This window comes from Pseudomonas sp. NFACC14 (genome assembly GCF_900106885.1).
Lineage (GTDB): Bacteria > Pseudomonadota > Gammaproteobacteria > Pseudomonadales > Pseudomonadaceae > Aquipseudomonas > Aquipseudomonas fluorescens_AA.
This window is the reverse complement of the sequence record NZ_FNOA01000010.1, coordinates 17,006-37,652: the sequence shown is the minus strand read 5'-3', so window position 1 is coordinate 37,652 and position 20,647 is coordinate 17,006. Positions and strand designations below refer to the sequence as shown.

14 protein-coding genes and 1 pseudogene are annotated in these 20,647 nt (G+C 63.6%); 3 read left to right on the top strand and 12 right to left on the bottom strand.

Features of this window, described 5'->3' with window-relative positions; all coding sequences use genetic code 11:
- Window positions 1–224: 224 nt before the first annotated feature.
- The 8 genes from BLU85_RS16285 to BLU85_RS16250 form a co-directional block, all read right to left on the bottom strand.
- Complete coding sequence (locus BLU85_RS16285; protein WP_092201356.1) at window positions 225–1,160, bottom strand: sigma 54-interacting transcriptional regulator; 936 nt, start codon at window positions 1,158–1,160, stop codon at window positions 225–227.
- A gap of 47 nt (window positions 1,161–1,207) precedes the next feature.
- The gene (locus tag BLU85_RS16280) at window positions 1,208–1,789 is read right to left on the bottom strand and encodes an alpha/beta hydrolase (RefSeq protein ID WP_060739717.1); all 582 of its coding nucleotides are present in this window, start codon (window positions 1,787–1,789) and stop codon (window positions 1,208–1,210) included.
- A gap of 201 nt (window positions 1,790–1,990) precedes the next feature.
- Window positions 1,991–2,245: a DUF2789 domain-containing protein gene (locus BLU85_RS16275; RefSeq protein ID WP_092201358.1), complete on the bottom strand. Its 255-nt coding sequence runs from the start codon at window positions 2,243–2,245 to the stop codon at window positions 1,991–1,993.
- 238 nt (window positions 2,246–2,483) lie between these two features.
- Window positions 2,484–3,437: a sulfotransferase family protein gene (locus tag BLU85_RS16270; RefSeq protein ID WP_092201360.1), complete on the bottom strand. Its 954-nt coding sequence runs from the start codon at window positions 3,435–3,437 to the stop codon at window positions 2,484–2,486.
- A complete protein-coding gene (locus tag BLU85_RS16265) occupies window positions 3,425–4,210 on the bottom strand; it encodes an aspartyl/asparaginyl beta-hydroxylase domain-containing protein (RefSeq protein WP_092201362.1) in 786 nt (261 codons plus the stop codon). Before BLU85_RS16265 ends, BLU85_RS16270 begins: the two co-directional genes overlap by 13 nt.
- A gap of 12 nt (window positions 4,211–4,222) precedes the next feature.
- Complete coding sequence (locus BLU85_RS16260; RefSeq protein WP_092201364.1) at window positions 4,223–5,737, bottom strand: TolC family protein; 1,515 nt, start codon at window positions 5,735–5,737, stop codon at window positions 4,223–4,225.
- A gap of 39 nt (window positions 5,738–5,776) precedes the next feature.
- Window positions 5,777–13,012 carry an Ig-like domain-containing protein gene (locus tag BLU85_RS16255; RefSeq protein WP_092201366.1) on the bottom strand — a complete coding sequence of 2,412 codons (7,236 nt, stop codon included), beginning with the start codon at window positions 13,010–13,012 and terminating at the stop codon, window positions 5,777–5,779.
- 50 nt (window positions 13,013–13,062) lie between these two features.
- The gene (locus tag BLU85_RS16250; protein ID WP_092201368.1) at window positions 13,063–13,908 is read right to left on the bottom strand and encodes a sulfotransferase family protein; all 846 of its coding nucleotides are present in this window, start codon (window positions 13,906–13,908) and stop codon (window positions 13,063–13,065) included.
- A 304-nt stretch (window positions 13,909–14,212) separates the two neighbouring features.
- On the opposite strand from BLU85_RS16250, the gene BLU85_RS16245 reads away from it, so the two are divergent.
- Both BLU85_RS16245 and BLU85_RS16240 read left to right on the top strand, forming a co-directional pair.
- Entirely contained in the window at window positions 14,213–14,800 is a 588-nt protein-coding gene (locus BLU85_RS16245) for a phage tail protein (protein WP_092201370.1), read from the top strand.
- A 46-nt stretch (window positions 14,801–14,846) separates the two neighbouring features.
- The gene (locus tag BLU85_RS16240; RefSeq protein WP_092201372.1) at window positions 14,847–15,158 is read left to right on the top strand and encodes a DUF6916 family protein; all 312 of its coding nucleotides are present in this window, start codon (window positions 14,847–14,849) and stop codon (window positions 15,156–15,158) included.
- A 132-nt stretch (window positions 15,159–15,290) separates the two neighbouring features.
- On the opposite strand, the gene BLU85_RS16235 is transcribed toward BLU85_RS16240, so the two are convergent.
- From BLU85_RS16235 to BLU85_RS16220, 4 genes are read right to left on the bottom strand one after another with little or no spacing between them, the layout of a single operon-like run.
- Window positions 15,291–15,782, bottom strand: coding sequence for a GNAT family N-acetyltransferase (locus BLU85_RS16235; RefSeq protein WP_092169367.1), 492 nt, complete (start codon window positions 15,780–15,782; stop codon window positions 15,291–15,293).
- Window positions 15,783–15,797: 15 nt separating this feature from the next.
- A complete protein-coding gene (locus BLU85_RS16230; protein WP_092201374.1) occupies window positions 15,798–17,894 on the bottom strand; it encodes an efflux RND transporter periplasmic adaptor subunit in 2,097 nt (698 codons plus the stop codon).
- A gap of 1 nt (window position 17,895) precedes the next feature.
- On the bottom strand, window positions 17,896–19,215 hold the full coding sequence (locus BLU85_RS16225) for an efflux RND transporter periplasmic adaptor subunit (RefSeq protein WP_092201377.1): 1,320 nt from the start codon (window positions 19,213–19,215) through the stop codon (window positions 17,896–17,898).
- Window positions 19,212–19,991, bottom strand: a complete 780-nt coding sequence (locus BLU85_RS16220; protein WP_060739731.1) for an efflux RND transporter periplasmic adaptor subunit — start codon at window positions 19,989–19,991, stop codon at window positions 19,212–19,214. Before BLU85_RS16220 ends, BLU85_RS16225 begins: the two co-directional genes overlap by 4 nt.
- 464 nt (window positions 19,992–20,455) lie before the next feature.
- On the opposite strand from BLU85_RS16220, the pseudogene BLU85_RS31420 reads away from it, so the two are divergent.
- Window positions 20,456–20,616 (top strand): annotated as a pseudogene (locus tag BLU85_RS31420) (NYN domain-containing protein); the annotation flags it as partial.
- Window positions 20,617–20,647 lie beyond the last annotated feature (31 nt).

Below are 20,647 nucleotides of genomic sequence, written 5' to 3'. Positions count from 1 at the left end.
CAGTGAAGTGCTATCGCTGGCGTGATGCGGACAATACCGATATTTTTTATTCCTTAACAATATCTTTTGTTCAAGTTCATATTCATTTTGCTCATATAGCTAACACCGCTTTTGTGGCGAGGGAGCTTGCTCCCGCTCGGTTGCGCAGCAACCGCAAGATCTTGGGGCCGCTACGCAGCCCAGCGGGAGCAAGCTCCCTCGCCACAAGAGCGGGTCAGCCACACTTACAGCGTCGAGCCCAATCGACTGAGCAGCACCTTGAGTGCGGCACGCTCACCTTCCGATCCCCCTGCGATGACCTGCGCCACTTGCTGCTCGATCAGTTCCGGCACTGAAGGCTGGGGCGGCAAATTCAAATGCTCCGGCAAAATTTCCTCGCCCGTACTCACCAGCAATGCGAAGTGAATGACGTTTTCCAACTCGCGGGTGTTGCCCGGCCAACTGTGCCGCTCGAGGGCGGACTGCGCCGCTTCACTGATCAGCGGCACGGCCAGGCCGAGTCGCTGGCTGTAGATGCCCAGGAAGTATTCGGCCAGGGACAGGATATCGCCCACCCGTTCACGCAGGGCCGGCAGTTCCAGCCGGCCTTCGCCCAGGTAGTGGTAGAGCCGTTCGTGGAATTTCCCGGCCGCCACCGCTTGCGCCAGGTCGATGCTGGTGGCCGCGACCAGGCGGACATCCACCGGGCTGGGCTGGTGCGCGCCGACACGGGTGACTTCGTGGTTCTCCAGGGCCGCCAGCAACTTGATCTGGATCGGCAGCGGCAAATCGCCGATTTCATCCAGGTAGAGGGTGCCGCCGTTGGCCGAACCGAACCAACCGGCCCGGCTGCTGGCCGAGCCGCTGTAGCTGCCGGCGGCATAACCGAACAGTTCGGCGTCGGCGTAGGTCGGGCTGATGGCGCCGCAGTTGACCGACACAAACAATCCGCCGCGATCGCTTTCGCGATGGATATGCCGGGCCAGCAGTTCCTTGCCGCTACCGGTTTCGCCGCGTATCAGCACCGAGATCGCACGAGGCGCCAGTTGCTCCAACTCCTGGCGCAACTGCCGTGAACGGGGGTCGACAAACACCAGCGCCTTGGCGCGAATGCTCAGGGGGCTTTTTTCCGCATCGGGAAAGGTCAGCAAGGGCTGACCGAAGGTTTCATGCAAACTCATGGCAGGCTCCCGCCCCAGGCCGCCGGGAGACGGGGGGCGCTAAAAATTCAGGCGCGACGCAGGGCGTGATGCTCCATGCGGTTTTGCAGACGATAGAGATAAGCGAAACCCTGCTCCCAACGCTGGTGGCCGGACTTCACATTGATATGCCCCGCTCCGGCCAGGATTCCGGCCTCGGCCCCCCAGTTGCGCGCCAGTTCCAGGGCGCGTGGGGCGCTCACGGCGTCGTCGTTATCGGAGCTGACCACTTGGCTTGGGAACGGCAACAGATCGCTGGGTATCGGCGCGAAGTTGCGCAGCGCCGGGACGCAGGCTGGCCGCTCGACATCCGCCGGCGCCACCAGCAACGCTCCACGCACCTGCCGCAAAAACTGCACCGGCGCGGTGGCGGCCCAATGGGCCACCGTGATGCAACCCAGGCTATGGGCAATCAGGATCACCGGGGTGCTGTCGGCGGCCACGGCCTCGGCCAGCGCCGCGACCCAGTCTTCACGCCGAGGCGTCACCCAGTCGGCCTGCTCGACCCTGGCACTGTTGGGCAGGCTGTTCTGCCAGTGGGTTTGCCAATGATTTTCCGGCGATCCTTGCCAGCCCGGCACAATCAGGTAGCGAATCGATTCGTTGCGCATGGGTGCTCTCCTGCGTGTCTGTTCCCGGACGAGTATAGGGAGGAGAGCTATATTATTTAAGGAATAAGAAGCTATTTGTTAATACTTAAAATGAATAACAGGTTGACCCTTGTGGGAGCTCGCTCGCGATAGCGAACGGTCAGTCGACATTGATGTAACAGACATACCGCTATCGCGAGCAAGCTCGCTCCCACAGGTCTCTCAGGCAGGTCGCTCGCTACGCCCCTTGCGCAACAACACATCCAACTGGTCTATCACTTCCGCCCAGTCCGCATCCTCGAGGATTTCCTCGCGCAGCATTTGCCGCTGGCCTTCATTCCAGAAAAACGCATCGGCCAGGTGCAACCCGGGCTTGAGGGGTGAATGCGTGGCGATGAACTGATCAATGCCAATGGCGTCATCGGGCAAGCCCAACTGCTTGAACAATGCGCGAAGGGTGTGGATCGGCGGTTCCATAGGGGGCTCCTGGACATGAATGGATGACGGGGTCGCTCCTGGGCAGTCTAGCCCCTCGCCGACCGCCAGGGACGGCGGAGTTATCGCCCAACAAGGCCTGATGCGTTACCGACAATGCACGCACTGCCCACAGTGGGAGCAAGGCTTGCCCGCGATGGCGGCGATGCGGTCTTTCAGAAATCGAGGCGCCTGTTTCGCGAGCAAGCTTTGCTCCCACAACGGGAGCGTGCGGCATAAGCTAAAACCCCTCGCCATAGCGCAATGTTTCGAGTGCCTCATAAGGCCCCTGCGCCCAGCGCAGGACCCGCTCACGCAACAGCGCCGAAGCCTCCCGGCGCTTGTCCTCGCTGTCGCCGACAAACGCCTGCGCCGGCTGCTTGGCATGCTGCCCCACCGTCGCGAACACGTGCCTGCATTGCTCGTCATCGAGCCCGAAAAACGCCGCCAACCTGCCCGTCATCGCCTCGGGCAGTTCGGTGTAGTTGACCGCCGTCCCAGCCAATGCCCGGCAGTGTTGCAAACCCGATCCCAGCAAGCGCCCCACCCGACGCGGGATGAAATCTTCCTGGCTGCCGAACGGCAATCCATCGTCCAGGACCGTCGCCCCGATCATCCCTGGCACCATGTGCATGCCGGGACGCCGCAGGTGTGAGACCGAAATTTCCAAGGGGTCGCGGTACACGAACAGCCAGGGTGTGTCGGGAAAGCACTCATGCAGCCGCGGCAGTTCACCGATGTTCCAAGCGTCGAGCTTGACCACCAGGCGTTGCTCCACACCTCGGCGGCGCTGCCCGTAGGCCGACATCAAGCCCTTGAGTGCCACACACCGCTCGGCTGGTGGCAAATCACTGCGCAGCAGCGTATCCAGAGGCGGCGGTTCCGAGATAACGATATGGTCGTCCAACTGGGCGAGCATCTGGCTGATCAATGTCGAGCCACACCGGGAGGCATGGAATATGAATGCGCTGGGCTCAAGTCCCGGGGTTTGTCGTTGCCACTGACCGAGGGCGTCCAAGGGCGTCCGGCGGCGGAACGCCTGGTTGAAGGGCAGGCGCAAGGCGTCTTCCACCGCATCGCCAAAGAACGGCTGTGACAGATGCGCGTCGCCGAACCAGCACCAATCGACCCACCACTGCCCAACCTCTTGCCATAGGCGGATCGGCAACCAACCGTGCAGGTTCAGGTCTTCCACGGTTTTCTCCACTGCTGGCGACCGTTGCGCATGGCGGCCCGCAATTCTTCCCGGGTGAAATGAAGCCCTCGCTCGGCCCCCAGCGCCAGAGTGGATTCAATGAAAGCGTCGAGGTCGTGCAGGCTCTGCAAGGTGCGGGCGAGGTCAGGATCGCTTTCCACACGCTGCTGAAAACGGGCGAAGTCGCTGTGCCTGACGCCCGCAGCGGGGGTGGTGGGCAGCCCATCGGCGATCTGGCGGGCCAGCCACGGCCCGGGGCGACAATCGAGCACCAGATGAACCCGCGAATGAGCACTTCGGTTAACCACCCGGTGAGGCCGCGCCAGGTCGAGAAACCAGCACTCGCCGGCCGTCAGCGGAATGATTTGTCCATCCAGGAAAAAGTCCACGTCCGGTGGGCTGAGCAGCGGAACGTGCAGGCGCAGATCGGCGTCCGGCCCGCCCAGGTCATAGTCGCGATGCTCGTGGATGCACCCACCGGGGCCCAGCCGCAGCAGCCGGGCCGAGACGATCTCCAGGGGCCAGTCGCGCAACGCCTCCTGCCAACGACCGTCCGCTAGCCAAGGCGCACGCTGGCTTGGCTGACCGCGCCCGGGCGACAGCTCGGTGACGGCATCCGCCGCCGAAATCAGCGCCACCCCGCTCCAGTCGCCGCTGTAATAGGCACTGTTGAAATGCCCTTGCCAGCGCGCGTCTTCAATGGCCGCCAGTGCCTGCAACAGCAACGGCAGGTTCACCGCCACCGGCAGCCGGGAAAACGCCGGGCGCGTCATGCCAGCGCCCGGTTATTGAGTCACCGCGGCCGTCTTCGGCACGGTGATATCGCCCTGGGCCCAGGCCGCTTCGCGGTTAGCCAGCGCCGTCGCGATCGATTGCACTGCGGTCGATTGCACTTCGTTGGGCATTGGATCGAGGCCGGCGCTGGCGAAGATCTGACCGTAGGCGTTGCGCAGGTCGGCATAGGCCAGGTCCCGGCGCAGATCAGCCTGCAAGGTGTTCAGCTCGCCCTGGATCAGGTCCAGTTCGCCAATGCCGGCGGCCTGGTGACGGCTGCGCAACTGGCCAACGATCTGCCCGTCGATGTCCGACAGTTGCTGGCTGGTCTTGAACTGGCGCAGGGCTTCACGATAGTTGGCGTTGGCGACGTACAACTGCGCCAACACGGCAATCGACATCGCCTGGCGCCGCGCCGCCGCAACTTCTTCACCGGCCTTGGCCACGTCGATGGCCGCCGGGGCGGAGATCACGTTGAACAGGTTCCAGGTGACTTTCACACCATAGTCAGCCCAGCCCTGCTCCACCAGGAACGAGTTGCTGTCGTAGTGCCCGCCGGCGGAAAACTCCAGCCCCGGCAGCAGGCGCAACATGGCCTTGCGGGTTTCGGCGGCGGTGATGCGGGTCTGGTAATCCTGCTCGCGCAGTTCCGGGCGGCTGGCCAGGGCTTCCTGTTCGAGACGGGCCAGGTCGACCTTGAGTTCCGGAATGTCGTATTCATCCTGGGTCGCCAGGGTGAGCTCGGTGCCCAGGGGCAGGTTGATCAGGGTCGCCAGTTCGGTCTTGGCCAGGGACAGCGCCCGGCGCTGTTCTTCAAGCTGGCGGGTGGCCTGGATCAGCGAGCGCTGGTAACCCAGGGCCTGCACCGGGTCGCCGATGCGCTGTTCGCTCATGCTCTGGCTGTTGCCACGCGCCACGTCGACCCGGGCCATCAGGCTGTCGATCTGCTTGAGCAGGCGCTCGGCGGCCATGGCGCGCCAGTAGGCCGAGCGCACGTCCTGGACGATGGTGTTGATCACCTTGCGCCGGCGCTCCTGCACGATCAGACGCTGGTCCCCGGCCTGCTTGGCACTGATGTAGCTCACACCGAAATCGAGCACGTTCCAGACCATGGTCAGGTCCGCCACTTCACGGTCACGGTCCTGGGAGGTCGACGGTTCCAGGGACTGGGTACCGGTTTCCACGCTCTGGCTGCTGGAGGCATTGACGTTGTTGCGGCCCACATACCCGGCGTCCAGGGCCATGCGTGGCAGCATGTCGAAACTGGCCAGGTCCAACTGACGCTTGGCCAGGGCCTCCTCCATGATCTTCAAGCGACCTTCGAGGTTGTACTTCACCGCCCGGGCCATGGCCTGGTGCAAGGTCAGTGGGCCGCTCAGCGGCTCCTGGTCCTTGTACATGTTCTGCAGGTCGGTTCGGGCGCGCTGTTCGCTGACGCTGCGATCGATCGGCTCGCTGGTGACCGCACACCCGCTGACCACCAACGCCAGCAAACTCATACCGAATAACTTCTGACTTCTATTCATTCCCTGGATTGCCCCTGGCTGCCCCAATATTTTTAGAATTCAGGCCTGCGCTTGGCTGATGCCGACCTGTCGTAACGCAGTTGCCAGGCTGTCGACCTGACGCTGTTCAGTGTCCTTGAGCTGTTGCAGCTGCTGGCCCAAGGTCGGTGCGCCGAACATTCCGCGCAGCCCTTGGGACACATCTCCCCCCTGCATCGACTGGCTGCCGAAGGCGTTCAGCGTCTCGGTGTCGGAACCGGAATCGCGATTGAACAGCCCCGACAACGTGCTGCTGCCGAACACCCCGCCATCGCCCCCACCAAAGCCCAGGAACCCCTGGCCGGAACCATCGCCGGCGGCGTCGGTGCCGAAAACCTGGGCGATATAGCTCGGCGCCAGTTGGCCCCGGTTGATGAAAATATCCCCAATCGGCTTGAGGCCACCGCCAACGTCCCGCTGCTCGAACAACGGCGGGAACCCCAGCGGCGAACCGAGGTTGCCGGTCGGCGGGGTAAAGACGATCGGTTGCAGCGGCACCTCGGACGGCGGGATGACCGTGACCGGGTCGGACGTCAGGAACTCCGGCGGCGGCTTCACATCGTTGGGTACCACAGTGTCGATCGCATAGTTGTTGGACACCGCCACGCTGGCCCCGGTGTTGCCGGTCAGGTCGCTGACATTGCTGGTGTCCAAGGCGATGAAATTACTCGGGTCGGTGAGGTTCGCCGTGGGCGTGAACGTCGCGGTCCAGGTCCTGCCGCCGTCGCTGCTGGTCAGGTTGGTCAGTTCGCCGTTGGTGACGCTGAGGTCCGACAGATCGAAATTGCTCACTGCCTCGCTGAAGGTGATGGTGACCTGGGTCGTCTCGCCCACGGTCAGGTTCGGATCGGCCACCACGATGGTCGCTGTCGGCCGGGAGGCATCGAGCGCGTAGTTACTGGAGATCGCAATGCCTGCCCCGACGTTGCCGGCGAGGTCCTGCACGTTGCCGGTGTCCAGCAGGATCAGGTTGGTGGCATCGCTGACGCCTGCGGTGGGCGTCAGGGTCGCCGTCCAGGTCAGGCCGCCGTCGCTGCTGGCGAGGTTGGACAGCACGCCATTGGCCACGCTGAGATCCGACAAGTCGAAACCGGACACCGCCTCGGTGAAGCTGATGGTCACGGTGGTGCTCTGGCCGATGCCCAGGGTGGTATCGCCCAGGGAGATGGTCGCGCCAGGACGAACCGTGTCGATCGCGTAGTTGTTGGAGTTCACCACGCCGACGCCGCTGTTGCCCGAGGCATTGACCACGCCGCCGGTGTCCAGGGTGATCAGGTTACTGGTGTCGGTAATGTTCGCGCTCGGGGTGAACGTCGCCGTCCAGGTCACGCCGCCATCGGAGGACGAGACATTGCTCAGCGTGCCGTTGCTCACGCTCAGGTCGGCGTTGTCGAAACCGCTGACCGCTTCCGAGAAGGTAATGGTGACCTGTGAGGTTTCCCCTATCCGCAGGGCACTGTCAGCCACCACGATCGTGGCAGTCGGTACCTGCGTCTCGACCGCATAGTTGGCCGAATCGGTCGTGCCTGTCCCGGTGTTGCCGGCCGCATCGCTCACGCCGGTGTTGTCCAGGCTGATCAGGTTGGTGGCGTCGGTCACGCCCAGGGTTGGCGTGAAGGTCGCGGTCCAGGTCAGGCCGCCATCGCTGCTGCTGACGGCGCTCAGGGTGCCGTTGGCCACGCTCAGGTCAGCGTTGCTGAAGCCGGTTACCGCCTCGCTGAAGGTGATGGTCACCTGGGCGGTTTCGCCCGGTTTCAACACCGAATCGCTCAGCACGATGGTGGCGGTCGGAAGCTGGCTGTCGACGCTGTAGTTGTTCGAATCGGTGGTGCCGCTGCCGACGTTGCCCGCCAGGTCGGCGACGCCGCCATTGACGAGGGTAATGACATTGCTGGAGTCAGTGATGCCAGCGGCAGGCGTGAAGGTCGCGGTCCAGGTAATGCCACCGTCATTGCTGCTCAGCCCGCTGAGGGTCCCGTTGGCGACGGTCAGGTCGGCAGCGGTGAAGCCCGTCACGGCCTCGCTGAAGGTGATGGTCACCAGCGAAGTCTCGCCCGCGGCGATGGCGGTGTCGGCGACGACGATGGTCGCGGTCGGGCGCACGGTGTCGATGGCGTAGTTATTGGAATCGGTGGTGCCGACCCCGGCGTTGTTCGCACCGTTGCGCACGCCGGTGTTGTCCAGGCTGATCAGGTTACTGGTGTCGGAGATGCTCGCGCTCGGCGTGAACGTCGCCGTCCAGGTCACGCCGCCATCGGAGGAGGAAACGTTGCTCAGCGTGCCATTGCTGACAGTCAAGTCGCTGTTGTCGAAACCGCTCACCGCCTCATTGAAGGTGATGGTCACCAGGGAGGTTTCACCGATGCTCAGGGACGTATCGGCCACCACGATGGTCGCCGTCGGCACCTGGGTATCGACGGTGTAGTTGGCGGAATTGCTGGTACCGGTACCGGCGTTGCCGGCCGCGTCGCTCACGCCGCTGTTGTCCAGGACGATCAGGTTGGTGGCGTCCCGCGTGCCAGTGGCCGGGGTGAAGGTCGCCGTCCAGGTAATGCCGCCATCGCTGCTGCTCACGGCGCTCAGGGTGCCATTGGCCACGCTCAGGTCCGAATTGTCGAAACCACTGACCGCCTCGCTGAAGGTGATGGTCACCAATGATGTTTCGCCGACGCTGAGGTTGCTGTCGGTCATCACGATGGTCGCGGTCGGACGCAGGGTATCGACAACGTAGTTGTTCGAATCCGCAGTACTGGTGTTGATGTTGCCCGCCACATCGGCGATCGAGCCACTGTTGAGGCTGATCAGGTTGGTACTGTCGCTGATTCCCGCACTCGGGGTGAAGGTCGCGGTGAAGGTAATGTTGTCGCTGGTACTCAGCCCGCTCAGTGAACCATTGGCCACAGTCAGGTCAGCCAGGGTGAAGCTTGTCACGGCCTCGCTGAAGGTAATGGTCACCAGCGAGGTTTCGCCAATGGCAACGGTTGGGTCGGCCACGACGATGGTCGCGGTGGGACGCACGGTGTCGACCACATAGTTGTTGGAATCGGTGGTGCCGACGCCCGCGTTGCCCGCGCCGTTGATCAAGCCGGTATTGTCCAGGGTGATCACGTTGCTGGTATCGGAAATGCTCGCGCTCGGCGTGAACGTGGCCGTCCAGGTCACGCCCCCGTCGGAGGATGAAACGTTGCTCAGGGTGCCGTTGCTGACCGTCAGGTCGGAGTTATCGAAACCGCTCACCGCCGAATTGAAGGTGATGGTCACCTGGGTCGTCTCGCCGATCCCCAGCGTACTGTCGGCGACCACGATGGTCGCGGTCGGCACATTGGTGTCGACCTGGTAGTTGTTGGAGTTGGTCGTGCCGGTGCCGGTATTGCCTGCTGCATCGCTGACGCCGGTGTTGTTCAGGGTGATGACGTTGGAGGTGTCGCTGACCCCGAGGGCCGGGGTGAACGTGGCGGTCCAGGTGATGCCGCCATCGCTGCTGCTGACGGCGCTCAGGGTGCCATTGGCCACGATCAGGTCCGAATTGTCGAAACCGCTGACCGCCTCGGAGAACGTAATGGTCACCAGCGAGGTTTCGCCGACGCTCAGCGCGTTGTCGGCCACCACGATGGTCGCGGTCGGGCGCAACGTGTCGACGACGTAGTTGTTGGAGTCGGTGGTGCCGGTGCCCGCGTTGCCCGCCCCATCCACGACGCCCGTGTTGTTCAGCGTGATCAGGTTGGTGGCATCGCTGGTGCCGACGCTCGGGGTGAAGGTGACGGTGTAGGTGATGTTGTCGCTGGTGCTCAGCCCGCTCAGGCTGCCGTTGGCGACCGTCAGGTCAGCCAGGGTGAAGCCGGTCACCGCCTCGTTGAAGGTGATGGTCACCACCGAGGTTTCGCCCAGGGCGAGGGTCGTATCGGCGACGACGATGGTGGCGGTGGGGCGTGCCGTGTCGATGGCATAGTTGTTGGAGTCGGTGGTACCGCTGCCGGCGTTGCCGGCGGCGTCCGCCACGCCGGTGTTGTCCAGGGTGATCAGGTTGGTGGCGTCGCTGGTGCTGGCGCTCGGGGTCAGTGTCGCGGTCCAGGTGATACCGCCGTCGCTGGTGCTCAGCCCGGTCAGGGTGCCATTGGCGACCGTCAGGTCGGCGGTGGTGAAGCCGGTCACTGCCTCGTTGAAGGTGATGGTCACCAGGGACGTTTCGCCGACCCTCAGGGCGTTATCGGCGACGACGATAGTCGCGGTCGGGCGCACGGTGTCGACAGCATAGTTGTTGGAGCTGGTGGTGCCAGTACCGGCGTTACCGGCCAGGTCCAGTACGCCGGTATTGGCCAGGATAATGAGGTTGGTGGCATCCGTGGCACTGGCGCTTGGGGTGAGCGTCGCGGTCCAGGTGATGCCACCGTCGCTGCTGCTTAGTCCGCTCAGAGAGCCGCTGGCGACGGTCAGGTCGGCCAGGGTGAAACCCGTCACCGCCTCGCTGAAGGTAATCGTCACCAGGGACGTTTCGCCGATGCTCAGCGCGTTATCGGCCACCACGATCGTCGCGGTCGGGCGCAGAGTGTCGATGGCGTAGTTGTTCGAGTCGGTGGTGCCGGTACCGACGTTGCCGGACAGGTCGGCAATGCCGCCGTTGTTCAACGTGATCAGGTTGGCGGTATCGCTCACGCTGGCGGTCGGGGTCAGCGTTCCGGTCCAGGTGATACCACCGTCGCTGGTGCTCAGCCCGGTAACCGAGCCGTTGGCGACCGTCAGGTCGGCGGTGGTGAAACCGGTCACCGCTTCATTGAAAGTGATGGTCACCAAGGACGTTTCACCGGCGCTCAGCGCCGTGTCGGCGACCACGATAGTGGCGGTCGGCAGCACGGTGTCGATGGCGTAATTGTTGGAGTTGGTGGTGCCGACACCGGCGTTGCCGCTCAGGTCCGCGACACCGGTATTGTTCAGCACCACCAGATTGGTGGTGTCGGTGACAGCGGCGTCGGGTGTCAGGGTTGCGGTCCAGGTGATACCGCCGTCACTGCTGCTCAGGCCGCTGAGGGTGCCATTGGCCACCGTCAGGTCGGCCGTGGTCAATCCGCTGACCGCCTCGGAGAAGGTGATGGTCACCAGCGAGGTTTCACCGCTCCTGAGGGCAGTGTCAGATACCACGATGGACGCCGTCGGTGCCACGGTGTCGTTGACCACGTAATTGTTCGAATCGGTGGTGCCCACGCCGGCGTTACCGGCCAGGTCCGCCACACCGGTATTGTTCAAGGTGATGATGTTGGTGGTATCGGCGATATTGCTTGCCGCCGTCAGCGTACCGGTCCAGGTGATGCCGCCGTCGCCGCTGGTCAGGGTGCCGATGGTGCCGTTCTGCACGGTCAGGTCCGCCGCGGTCAGCCCGGTCACCGCCTCGGAGAAGGTGATGGTCACCTGCGAGGTGCCGCCAGAGTTCAGGTTGGTGTTGGCCACCACGACAGTCGCGGTGGGCGGCGTTTCGTCCGGCGTGTAGTTGGTGTTGATGGTACCGCCATCGCCATAGACGTTGGCCACCGAGCTCGGCGTGACACCTGCCGTGCCGGCACTCGTCCCGCCTGTGCCGCTGCCGCCGACGTTGCCGGCCAGGGCCGCGAAGTTGGCCGCGGTCATCAGGATCGAACCCTTGTTCCAGATCGCACCGACACCCACGCCACCGGCGCCGCCCGCCTGGGTGTAGCCACTACCGGCACCGCCGCCACCGCCTCCGCCGCCCGCTCCGATGTTGTTGGAGATGACCGAGTTACCGATGACCCGCAGGGTTGCGCCCGTGTCGTTGTAGATCCCGCCGACCGCGCCACCGCCGGCACCACCGATGTCGTTATAGCCGTCGCCACCACCGCCGCCGCCGATGGACAACCCGCCGCTGCTGGCCGTGCCACCGGAGGAACCGGTGCTGTAGCCGGCATAGACGGCGCCGCCGGCACCGCCCGTCGTGGAGCCGCCACGGCCACCGATGTTGAAGAAGCCGCCACCGGCACCGCCCTGCCCCGTCGAGCCGTTAGAACCCGTGGAGTTAAGCGTATCGCCGCCGCGACCGCCGATGCCGCTGCCGGCCGCTCCGCCACCACCACCGCCGCCACCCGCGTATTCAGGAGTCACACCGCCGCCGCCACCACCGCCAGAAGCGACGTTCGCGGTGACCGTAACGTTCCTCAGGGTCAAGGTGCCGGCGTTGTAGATCCCGCCGCCCTTGGACACCAGCGCATCGTCGCCGCCGTTACCACCATTGCCCGCCGTCATGCCCCGGGTAATCACCAGGCCATCGAGGGTGGCCGTGGTGCCGGCCGTCACGTTGATCACCTGGGTGCGGAACTGCCCGTCCAGGGTGACATCGGCGACGTTGTCGTTGTTGAGATCGCCGTCGATCGTGATGTTCTTGTTCACCACCAGCACCTGGGTCAAGGCGACGGTCATGCTGCTGTTGAAGGTAACGATATCGCCGTTCTGGGCGGAAGCCAGGGCGGCGCGCAGGGAGCCCACGCCGGTGTTGGCATTGTTGGTGGCGGTCCAGGTGGCCAGGCCCCACTGGTATTCACTCATGGCATTGGCCGAGAGCACGTTGGCGCTCTCGATGTTGCCGGTGGCAATCTCCAGGTCCCAGTCGCCGCCGACGCCAGTGCGATCGTCGGAAGCCGCCACGTCGCGGCCGGTCAACTGTGCCAATGAATTCACCAGGCTCAGGCCACGGTCACCTTCGGCGGTGTAGCAGCCGTAGATCAGGATATCGCCGCCGGCGTTCATGTCCTGGCCGATCTGCGCCAGCACTTCGCTGCGCGCCTGGACGTTGTCCGCCGACAGGTAGCTGTTGCCCAGCCACAAATCACCGGTGTTGCCGTGGGCGATGATCTGCACCGAGCTGACACCCTGGTGGGTGTCCAGGTAATCGGCGATCTGTTGCAGGCCGTCCTTGGTGGCATCCAGTTGCACCACCTGGGTCCCGGGCGCCACGCCTTCGAGCAGGCTGGCGGAATCCTTGACCCGGGAATCGACGAACACCACGGATTTGCCCGGAACGGCAGCCTGGGTGGCATCGACCTGGCCTTGGGGCGCATGCGTGTCGGCCGGCTGGTCCGCCGTGGGCGTCTTGGCCGCCTCGGCAGTCGGATGAGCGTCCGGTTGCGCGGCGTCGGCCACGGTGGCCGCCACCGCGCCGTCGAACAGCATCCGCGGCTCCAGGGACATGATCATTGGCGATGCCAGGGCCTGTGCGCCCTCGGTTACCCGCGATTTGCCTTTGCTCCACCACATGACGATCACCTGGACTCGAACTTCTTGAACGCAAATGAAAAAAACCGCTGTCAGCTGACGGCGGCGTCGGTTTTCATACGAATGACATTGGCGGCGCTTGCGGACCCATCGCGCCAGAACGACAACTCGGCATATTTTTCAAACAGATCCGGCGGCAACAGGGTCCGCCGGGCTTGCGGCGCGACCTTGGGCTTGACCTTGTGCAGGCCGGCAACGCCCAGGGCCTGGTCGAAGGCGGGTGCGTCGTAGGTCAAGTGATTGAAATCGTGTTCGAACCAGGGCTCGCCGATGAACTCGTACACCAGGCGCATGACCCGCTCCGGGGCCTGGCTCAGCAGGTCGTAGTCAACGATCAGCAGCGACTCGGCGTTCTCGCCGTAATAGGCCTCTTTGAGCGCCGTCCAGGCAAGCCCCACCAGGCGATTGCGCTGGGCCAGGGTTTCGCAGCGGCTGTAGACGGTGTTGCGCTCGTCATCGTCGTTGAACAGCTTGGTGTTCTCGAACGGGTTGGCGCGATAGAGGCGCTCCAGGCTGTCGAGGATCCAGGCGACGTTGCGCACGCAAGCGATGGTCTTGGCCTGGGGGAACAGGTCCTGCAGGGCAGGCAGGCGGGCGCACCATTGGCGATTGGTGTCGAAGATGACCGGTTTATCGGCTTTGTCGGCGTAGTAGGAATCGAAGAGGCCACGCAACAGGCGGCGGCGCAGGTCGGTGTCGATCACCGAACCGAACTCGCTGCCGGCGCTGCATTGCTGCAGGACGGTGCTGAACAGCGAACCGACGGGACTGGTCATGCCGGCATGAAAGCGCGGGTTCTGCAATAAAATGGCAGAAAGCAGGGTCGAGCCTGAGCGCGGTAAACCGGAAATAAAGTGAAACTGCGGCAATCCCTTCACCTGTTTTGTAGTCCTTTTGTATCGCCAAGCGTAGCCGATGAAATAACCTTCGCCTAGTAGTACTTTGATATCAGATTCGCCCAGACTGAAAATAAGGATGGACGGTAGAAACCCTCGGTGAACCTGAATCGATTAAGCCGTTTCGCGACATTTTTCCGCCCGCTTCGCTCGGCAAATCAAACATCCCGGTCTACGCTCAGCCGTGCGTGACCAGGCCAGGGAATCAAAGGAGTCGGGCTGATCGCACTCTTGTCCTTTATGCGCCGGGCATTGCGAAACCAATCACCTGAAGGATGAGGAATCTATGGAAGTATTCATTGGCACTATCCAGTCATTCGCCTTTAACTTTGCCCCCAGGGATTGGGCCCTGTGCAACGGGCAGACGCTTTCCCTTTCCCAGTACCAGACCTTGTTCGCCTTGATCGGCGTGACGTACGGAGGCAATGGCCAGACCAACTTCATGCTACCCAACCTGCAAGGTCGCCTGCCCTTGGGGCAAGGCAACGGCCTGGGCCTGACCCCGCGCGTCATAGGCGAGGTCTCCGGCACCGAAAACGTCACCCCGACGCTGAACAACCTGCCCATCCACACCCACACCCTCACGGGCGTCACCGCCTCGACCACCCTGCAACTGGCGAACCCGGCCAGCAATCCAGTGAACACGCCCACGGCCACCAACTCATTCATCGGCACCTCGGGCACCGGACCAGGCTCGGCGACGATCTATTCCGACCAGATCGGTGCCTCGCCCGTACCGCTGCAAGGTGTCAGCACGACCGTCAGCGGCACGATTTCCCCCGCAGGCAACGGCATGCCATTGGCCATCATGAACCCGTTCCTGGCCATCAACTTCAGCATCGCCCTTCAAGGCTACTTCCCGTCCCGCAACTGATGAACCGCCGGAGGGCTGCGGTCCTCCGGCCTTTTGGAGTGTCGATATGCTGCAACAGGTTCATAGCCGCCATTTCCAAGCGCTGCTGGGCCAGACCGGCAGCCTGACCCTGCCTGATGGCAGTTGCCTGCCGGTGCGCTTCGAAACCCTTGAAGAAACACCTCGGGCGAAGATGCCGAACACCGAGCGCATGCCCTTCAGCGTCGAGTTCAACAGCCTGGAAAGCACTGCGTTCGTGGACGGTCTTTGCGGGCTGGAGGTGCCTGAACTGGGCAAGATCGAGGGGGTGTTCGTGTCACGGATACCGCCTATGGGACGGGATCCGGCGCTGGGATATTTCTACATCGCGTTTAACTAAAGACTGGTGGCCCCTTGTGGGAGCGAGCTTGCTCGCGATGGCGGACGGTCTGCTTGCATCCATGTTGGATTTACCGCCCTCATCGCGAGCAAGCTCGCTCCCACATTGAACAGGTGGCAAGTCAGGCACTGTTCAGTTGCCTTTCGGATACCAGACTAACCGCTCCGCCGCCGGGTTGCGCTCTTGCACTTCGAAACCCAGCGCCAGGTAGTGCCGGCGTGCATGGGGGTTGCTGGCCCAGACCACCGTCGCCACCGGGCAGCGGATCTGTTGCGCGGCTTTCTGCACCCCTTGCAACACCGCCCGGCCATACCCCTGCCCACGCGCCTGGGGAATGAAGGCCAGGTACAGCACGCGAATTTCATTGGGGCCGAAATCCGTGCTCAAGGCACCGATCGCGGTGCCGAGTTTTTCCACGACGTAATGCATGGCGTCGGGGAAGTTCTCGCCCAACCCTTGCTCCTGCACCTGGAACTGCTGGGCAATCACCTGCTGCACCTGTTCGGGGTCGCCGTCGATCCATTGCAGGTCAGGCCGCGCCGCCTGGTAAAGGCCCTGCAGGAATGGGCCATCGCTGACCCGCGATGGACGCACCACCAATCCCTCTGCCGCCACTGAATCCATGCTCGCTCCCCAAGACTAGAACCCGCTTTCCCTGACACCCAACGCCGCCAACCGTCGCCAGGCCGCTCCCAACACCGACTCGCCCTTGCCCTGCAACACCGCCACGCCACGCAGCGGCTGCGCCGGAGCGGACGTGTCGTCCAGCGCACTCAGGCGCACACCGTATTGGGCCTGCACCGGCTCGGCCCGTTGCTGCGAATCGCGGCGCACCGCAATCGGCCCATGGTGGTCGGACGTCAACGCTTGCTGTTCGACCCAGGCCACGCCGTTGGTGTCGATTTCATTCAACTGCACGGCAATCGACGTGTGCATCGGATCGTCCGCGATGAACCGTCCCGTGGCGCCCGGCCCGACCCGCCAAAGCTCGGCTTCGGTGAGGTACCCGCGCAACCGCGAATCGGTCTGCACCACTCGCGCCAGCGCCTGCGTCGGTGACAGCCAGCGCCCTACCGACAGTTGCGGCAACAAGTCGCGCACCTGGCCGGCATGGGGCGCACGCAACAACAGCCGTTCGCGCTGGGCCACCAGGCCCCGGTGCTCGGCCACCGCTTCGGCCAGTTGCTGTTCGATGATGCCGGCATCGGCGGCGGTTTCGCTGCGCCCGGCCTGGCGGCGCATCTGCAACTGCTGGATCTGGATTTCCCGGCGCACGATGGCCAGGCGCGAGGCCATGTCCGGCGATTCCAGTTCAATCAATACATCGCCCTGGGCCACGGTCTGGCCGTCGTGCACGTTCACCTGCTTGACCCGTGCCGCCACTGGCGCATGCAAGGCACTGGCCCGCCCGGCCTCGAGCATGACCGGCACTTCCACCGCGCTGCGCCAGGGCAACAGCAACGCCAACAGCAACCCCAGCAACACCAGGCCGGTAAGGAGCATCCGCCCACGGTGGGCTTGCTCACGGCGGCTCCACCATTGCCGCCATTCATTCACGATGGGCATCACAATGAACCACACCAATTCCACCATCATCAGAAAAATGCCCAGCACCTTGAAGAACAGGTGATAGACCGCCAGGGCAATCCCGAAAAACAACAACGCCCGCCACAGCCAGGAACCGTACCCCCAGACCAGCAAACGCCGACGCATCTTCGGCGACCAGGGTTCCGGCGCCGCCGCGCCATAACCGAACAAGGCTTCGCGCAGGCGCCAGCGGCACAGGGCGAACGCACGCCCCTGCAGGTTATCCACCGCCCAGAAATCACTGAGCAGGAAATACCCGTCAAAACGCATGAAAGGGTTCAAGTTGATGATCAGCGTGGTGATCCAGGTGGCGCTGGCCAGCATGAACGCCGCGGTCCGTGCCGGCCCGTCGGGCAGCAGCGACCAGGCCAGCAGCGCGATGCACGCCAGCAGCAATTCGGCCAGGACCCCGCCGGCACCGATCAGCAACCGCGCGCGACGATCATTGATCCGCCAGGCGTCGCTGACATCGGTGTAGAACATCGGCAACAGCACCATGAACGCCACGCCCATGCTTTGCACACGACAACCGGCGCGCTTGGCCATGAAGGCATGGCCGAACTCATGGCACAGCTTGGCGAAGAGCAACGCCGTCCCGAAGGCCAGCGCACCGCCCAGGCTGAACAGGTGCGGAAACGTCGCGATGAAGCGCTGCCAGTCCCGCGACACCAAAAAGATGCCGAGGCCCAGGGTCAGCGGCAGGCCATAGCGCAGGATCCCGGGCCCGAACCGCGCCAACCAGGGCCAGGCCCGGTTGAGAAAGGCATCCGGGCGCCACAGCGGTATGCGAAAAAACAGGTATTGATGCAGCAAGATCTGCCACAGGCTCTGGCGTTGTGCGGCGGTCTTGAAGAGGTAACTGTCGCGCTGTTGTGAGTCCATCGCGCTGATCAGGTCATGGCCGCGCAAGAAACCCAGCAGTTGTTCCAGCGACTCGCCATTGAGCGGCAGGCCCGGCTCGCGGTTTGCGGCTTGCAGCACCTGCTCCGGATCGCCCAGTGACCAGTGCCGCAACATGCGCATTGCCGCCGCGCCAAGCTTGAAGTAGCGCCCGCGCACCGGATCGGCCAAGGTCCACTGCGGCGAACCGTCCGGGTCCGGCGCCGCCGGGGACAACTGCAGGTCCGGCCGCAGGCTCGGCAAGTCCATGCTACAGGCCTACGCTCTGGCGCAGGCCGGCCAGTGGCCGACGCAACAGGTACAACGCCAGCGGCGCGCGGTCGCCGAAGACCTTCGCCGTGCCCCGCAGGCCGATGCGCGGCGCCGTGGCATCGAAACGCGCGTCCAACCGATACGCCAGTTGCCCGGCGGCGGTAGGCTGCGCTTCATAGGCCGAGCGTTCGAGCCAGGCCAGGTGCCGCTGCAACGGGTCGCTGTCGAGAAACAACGCCACTTGCGCACCGGGCTCCAGGGCGATCGCGTCGCCCACCGCCAATTCGATACGCAACTCGGCCTGGTTCGGATCGGCGATTTCCATCAGTCGCTCGCCGGTCTGCACGGGCTTGCCGAGCCAGCGCTCGGCGTCGGCGAACACCGCAATGCCGTCGCGCTCGGCGCGTACTTCGCTACGCTTGAGCAGTTCAAGCGCGTAGTTGCGCTCGGCGCGTTTCTGTTCGACGCGGGCGGCCAGCAAGTCAATCTTCGAACTGGATTCAGCGTCGGCAAACGAGCGCTGGGAATTGGCCTTGAGTTCGGCCTCGGCCACGCCCAACGCACGTTCGGCCACATCGGCCTGGGCCTTGAGGCTGGTGCTTTCGAAACGCAGCAGCAGGTCGCCGTTCTTGACGCTTTGGTTGGGCTTGACCAGGAAGTCGGCGATCACCCCATCCAGCGGCGCCGCTACCACCTGCCCGCCCAGCGGTACTACTTCGGCCGGGGCCAACACGGACTGGCGCACCGGGATCAGCAAGCCCAGCAGCAACACCGCCACCAGGGCGACCTGGCGCTTGCGCGTCCAACGCAGGCGCCACGGCTTGCGCGGTTGCAGCGCCAGCCACGCATGGCTGTAGGTGTCCCCCAGTTGCGACAGCAGCACTTGTTCGGGTGGGGTCCAGGGCAGGTCCCGGGCCAGCCACAAACCGCCGAATACCTGGCCCTGATGATCGATCAACGGCAGCCAGAACACTTGCCCGGCGGACAGGCTTTGCCAGTCCGCCCGGATGGATTCGCTCACCCCATCGGCGGCGATCACCCGAGCCTGATTCAACAGGCCCTGTTTGAATAGCTGCGCCACCGCCTGCTCGACAAATGCCACGAATGGCGCATTCGGCTCCACGGTACTGACGCCGGTCACCGCCTGGACCTTGCCGGCGATCAACAACGCGGCATGACGAAAGCCGAACAGGGCCTGGCCGTCATTGACCAGGCTGTAGCTCAATTGTGCCGGCGTTCGTGCAGCCCGGGTCTGGCGTTCAAGGTCAAGGAAGCGGGCAAACACCTGCTCGGCGCTGCCCGATACCGGCGCGTTCACTTGGGCTCCGCGAAACGCGCCGTGCCGCTCATGCCCGACAGCAGGCCGCTGGCATCCGGCACGCTCGCCACCAGCAACAGGGTCTGGCTACCCTCGTCGATGCGCGCGCCCAGGCGCTTGACCGTCGCTTGCAACGGCTTGCCGGTTTCATCGGGGACGAAGGTAAAGGGCTGGCCAGGCTTGAGCCGGTCCATCCAGCGCGACGGCACCAGCAGGTGGATCTCCAGGGTGCGGTTGTCGACCACATCGAGCAACGGCGCGCCGGCCGCCACGCTTTCGTAGCGCTGGACCTTGCGCGCCACCACTTGCCCGTCGAAGGGCGCGATCACGCTGCAACGCTTGACCTGAACCTGGTACACCTGGGATTGGGCCTGAGCCTCGCTGAGCCGGGCCTCGGCCCGCGACACCTCAAAGCGCCCGACCGATTTCAACTCCGCCAATTGCCGATTATGCGCCAGCTCTTCACCGGCCCCCCGGCTTGCCGCCTGGGCCGCGTTGAGCTGGGCCTGATAGGCTGAGCAATCGAACCGCGCCAGAGTATCGCCCTTCTTGAACGACTCGCCCTCGCTGAACGGCAACTCGACGATGCGCCCGGCCAACTCGCTGGCCAGCACCGCCTGGTCTCGCGCCCGAAGCACCCCACGCGCCTCATTGCCACTCGGCGCACTGGCCGTGACACCGCTTTCCAGCAGAGGATCGTCCGCGACAGGCGTTTGCGCCTGCACGCCGCACGTTACAAAGGTCAATCCCACAACCCAACTACTCAAACGTCCCATGCCGTTACTCCCTGACGGATGGGCGGAGTCTACGACAGCGGTGGGGGGCGTCAAGGGAATAGCCGTCAGGAGTGAGAAAACTCTTGTTTCAAAAAGGTCGAAGAGGGGACAAAAAAACGCTCAGTTTTTTCCTGATATGTACGGACATCAAATCCTACAAAGTATTGAGAATTTCCATTCGTTGGAAAATGGTTTTCGGTGATGGATTTCTACCGTTGCTCTAAGAGAGGCTCTATTTCGTAACAAACGCTGACAGAGCAAGCAAAGAATGGATTTGACCTTCCACCATGCATACGCTCAACACTGTTGCGCCGGTGACGAGAGAATCCAGCCAACGGTTGACGTTATGACACGCTCAACTTAGGATGGCCCTACTCAACCCCGTACGCAGAGATTCAGTTCTCTGGCTGTTGGGGTGAAAAAACCGGCTTAGGCCGGTTTTTTCGTTTCTGGGGATCGAGTTTGTGCGCACCGCATTTTTTGTTGACGGCTATAACCTGTTCTATGGACTGCTCGCAGACACACCTTACAAATGGCTGGATTTGCGAAGCCTGTTGTCACACACATCGCGCATATCGAAAACCCGCACAGCACAACTGCCTCAGTTGATTACTTCACCAGTTCCCCAACCAAGTACCCACGCACAAAGCCCCCGC